This window comes from Megasphaera sp. AF13-6AC, assembly GCF_027685385.1.
Taxonomy (GTDB): Bacteria; Bacillota; Negativicutes; order Veillonellales; family Megasphaeraceae; genus Megasphaera; species Megasphaera micronuciformis.
In genome coordinates this window covers 1-3,897 of record NZ_JAQCUN010000119.1, presented here as the reverse complement: position 1 = coordinate 3,897, position 3,897 = coordinate 1, and the positions used below count along the sequence as shown (strand labels likewise).

Here is a 3,897-nt window from a genome sequence, read left to right as displayed (position 1 = left end):
GTTCCGCAAGCTCCCAAAGGAGTGGCTTCCTCGGTACGAAGCGAAGGCACGGAACCTGAGTTATTGAAGTCTGTACGTATGGAATCAATGAGTCGTTTGCAAACGGGAATTGACGAATTGGATACGGTTTTGGGCGGTGGCATTGTACCCGGGGCCTTGATTCTTCTGAGCGGCGACCCGGGTATCGGCAAGTCTACGTTGGTTTTACAAACGGCGGCGGCCGTAAGTCGGAAAGCCGGTACGGTATTGTATGCATCGGGCGAAGAGTCGGCCGGACAAATTAAAATGAGAGCCGAACGTTTAAATATTAACGTCGACGGACTCTTTGTTCAGGCCGACACCTATTTGGATTCGGTCTTAAACGAAGCAAGGACGAGAAATGTCGGACTGCTCATCGTCGATTCCATTCAGACCATGTATACGAGTGACTGTGACGGGGCTCCGGGAAGTCAGACTCAAGTCCGTGAAGGAACGAATAAGCTCATGAGTTTTGCCAAGTCCACGGGCATTTCCGTCATTGTTATCGGCCATGTTACGAAAGAAGGTGCCATTGCGGGACCTCGATTAATGGAACATTTGGTGGATACGGTCTTATACTTGGAAGGAGAACGGCATTATCAGTTTCGCGTTCTTCGCAGTATGAAAAACCGTTTCGGCTCGACTAATGAAACGGGACTCTTTACCATGACCGAAGGCGGCTTGGAAGAACTGATCAATCCATCGGCACTTTTACTGGCCGAACGTTCGGCCGGTCAGGCCGGTTCTACCGTTGCCGCTGTCATGGACGGTATGCGGCCCCTTATGGGTGAGATTCAGGCTCTTACGTCGCGCTCCGTTTTTGCCGTGCCCAGGCGGACTGTTGTAGGCATGGATTACAATCGGTTGATCTTGCTTTTAGCCGTATTGGAAAAACGGGCGGGTATCAACCTGTCGACTCAAGATGTATATATCAACGTGGCCGGCGGTTTGAAGATGTCCGAAACGGCAGCCGATCTTCCTGTGGCTCTGTCTGTCGTATCGTCTTTTCGAGATTTGCCCGTTCATGCGGAAACGGTCGTCATGGGGGAAATCGGCTTAACCGGTGATATCAGAAGAGTACCTCATGCACGAAGACGAATTCAGGAAGCGGCCAAGTTGGGCTTTAAACGATTTATCATTCCTGAAGGCAACAGGGATGATATAGATGTAAAAAAGTATGATGTTTTTTGCGTAAAGACGGTAAAAGAAGCGATTGAAAAAGCTTTTAAGACCTAGCAAAGAGGTGCGGCACGTAAGATACTAAAATACGGGAGATGGCCATATGAACAAAGCAGTAGTAGTTATCGATATGCAAAACGACTTCGTTGACGGAAGCTTGGGAACGACGGAAGCCCAAAAGATAGTCCCGCATGTGGAGAATGAGGTTGAAGCGGCTCAAAAAGCCGGTGCGTCTTTGGTTTTTACGATGGATACTCACGGTAAAAACTATCTAAAAACTCAAGAAGGAAAGAATCTGCCTGTCGAACATTGCATTCAAGGGACTAAGGGCTGGCAGATTATCGACACCTTGCAGCCGTACGTGAAGTCGGCTGTGGCGGTTGTGGAAAAGCCGGCGTTCGGTTCTAAGGATTTACCGGCTCTTTTAGCCGATTATGATGAAATCGAACTCATGGGATTGTGCACGGATATTTGTGTTGTTTCCAATGCCCTTATGCTGAAAGCCTTTTATCCCGAAAAAACTGTATCCGTCGTATCTTCCTGCTGTGCCGGTGTGACTCCCGAAAGTCACGAAGCGGCTTTGAAAACAATGCAAATGTGTCAAGTAAAAATTCGCTGATTTTCGTAACAGAAATGACGATCCGCATATAGAGAAATAAGACAGCTTACGCTGTCTTATTTTTGCATGAGAATGTATTTTTTATTAACCGATACGAAGGAATTATAAGAAATAGGAATAATTGCCCTCTTTGTATATGAATGTGTAAATAAAGGATTTTTATAGGCTTTGTACCCATGGGTTACCTGGAAAGCGACATGGATACATGATATAATTAAACAGTTTTAAAAGATTAGGGATTTTTTGCGGGAGGTGACGTAGTATGTCTGATGATCAACGTTCTTCCACTGCTGAACGGGAAGCGGGTAAGGCACGTCGCGTGAAGGTACATAAACTGGCTGATACGCTCATGCGTTGGCTCATTGTCCTCGTAGTGGCCATTATCTTTGTTGTCTTGGCCGATGAACTCATTACGACGCCCTTTTTCAGTGCCGAGTTGGAAGGCGAGGCAACGGGATTTTTCAGTCTGACAGTCCTGACAGTTATCACATATGTAGTCGGGGCTTTGGTCGGAGCCGTTGTCGGGTATATTTTATCTCACTTTATTTTGCGCCTTATTTGGGCGGCTATTCACCGTATCGAATTCAGTCTGGGATCTCTTTCGGGACAGGACCTTCTTGCCGGAACCGTGGGCTTGCTTATTGGACTTATAATTGCTAATTTAATCGGATTCGCCTTCTCCCGGCTCCCCATTATCGGGGCTTACGGTCCTATTGTCTTCAACCTTGTTTTCGGTTATGCCGGAATGAGCATTGCCGTGCATAAAAAAGCGGAAGTCTCCGGCTTGTTGGCTAACTTTCGCTTAGGCAGACAATCCAAAGAGAGATCTGTAAAAAAGACGGAAAGTACCAAGCTGTTGGATACGAGTTCCATCATTGACGGACGAATTGCCGAGTTGTGTGCTACGGGTTTTTTAGAAGGACCGCTCCTCGTGCCCGTCTTCGTGCTGGAAGAGCTTCAACTCATTGCCGACTCGGCAGACTTATTAAAACGGACGAAAGGTCGGCGCGGCTTGGATATTTTGAAACAAATGCAAGAGGACGGTCACGTAGATGTGCGCATTATTAATGACGACTTTGACGATATTCAGGGCGTAGACTCAAAACTGGTGCGCCTCGGCCGGGATCTTAAGGCCAAGGTCATCACCAATGACTACAATTTGAATAAGGTAGCAGAATTACAAGGTGTCGTGGTTCTTAACATTAACGACTTGGCCAATGCCATGAAGCCGGCACGTGTTCCCGGCGAAGAAATGACCGTTCTTATCGTCAAAGCCGGTAAGGAAGAAAATCAAGGTATCGCTTACTTGGAGGACGGTACGATGATTGTCGTGGAAAACGGACAAAAGTATATCGGCATGTCCGTCCCCGTTACCGTAACTTCCGTCTTGCAAACTTCGGCGGGACGTATGATTTTTGTCAAAGTATCTGATTAGAAACAGGTGGAGTGCTTGAAAGTATCTGTTATTGTAGTTGCTGCCGGATCGGGACGACGATTCGGTTATGAACGAAATAAACTTTTTTATCCCCTCTGCGGAAAAATCGTCCTGGAACATACGCTGACCAATCTCTTTGCGGCTAAATGCGTGTCCGAGACGGTTATTGTCGTGTCCGAACGGGATCGTAAAGACGTGGAAGCGGTGGTAAGGACTTTAAAACCGTCTATTCCCGTGAAATATGCTATCGGCGGTGCCGAGCGGGAAGATTCCGTATATAACGGTCTCTTATTGACTGCCGAAGATTGCGACATCGTCATGGTTCACGACGGGTCTCGTCCTATGGCCGGGCCCGAGTGGTTTGATAATGCCGTCTCCGTCATGGAACGAGCCGATGCGGCCGTTTATGCCGTGCCTGTAAAGGACACGGTGAAGCTTCGGGAAGATACGGAAACGACGGAACCTCAACAGCTGAAAACCTTGGACCGTAGTCGTCTTATTGCCGTGCAAACACCGCAGGTTTTTCGCCGTTCGGTTTTGAAAAAGGCTCATGAATATGCGAAAGAACAGGGGTTCAGCGGTACGGATGATGCCTCGTTGGTCGAGGCCTGCGGGGGTTCTATTGTCGTGTTAAACGGCGACGAGC

The 3,897-nt window shown here is 47.9% G+C and carries 4 protein-coding genes; all 4 read left to right on the top strand.

The annotated features are described in order from the left end of the window. On the top strand, positions 1-1,254 hold a 1,254-nt coding region (radA, locus tag PGX78_RS06685; protein ID WP_270446035.1), incomplete at its 5' end, for a DNA repair protein RadA. Between the two features lie 46 nt (positions 1,255-1,300). Further along, a complete protein-coding gene (locus PGX78_RS06680; protein ID WP_270446033.1) occupies positions 1,301-1,816 on the top strand; it encodes a cysteine hydrolase family protein in 516 nt (171 codons plus the stop codon). Positions 1,817-2,078: 262 nt separating this feature from the next. Continuing rightward, positions 2,079-3,251 carry a PIN/TRAM domain-containing protein gene (locus PGX78_RS06675; protein ID WP_270446031.1) on the top strand — a complete coding sequence of 391 codons (1,173 nt, stop codon included), beginning with the start codon at positions 2,079-2,081 and terminating at the stop codon, positions 3,249-3,251. A 6-nt stretch (positions 3,252-3,257) separates the two neighbouring features. Further along, positions 3,258-3,897 (top strand): 2-C-methyl-D-erythritol 4-phosphate cytidylyltransferase (gene ispD, locus PGX78_RS06670; protein ID WP_270446028.1); only part of this gene is annotated, 640 nt, incomplete at its 3' end.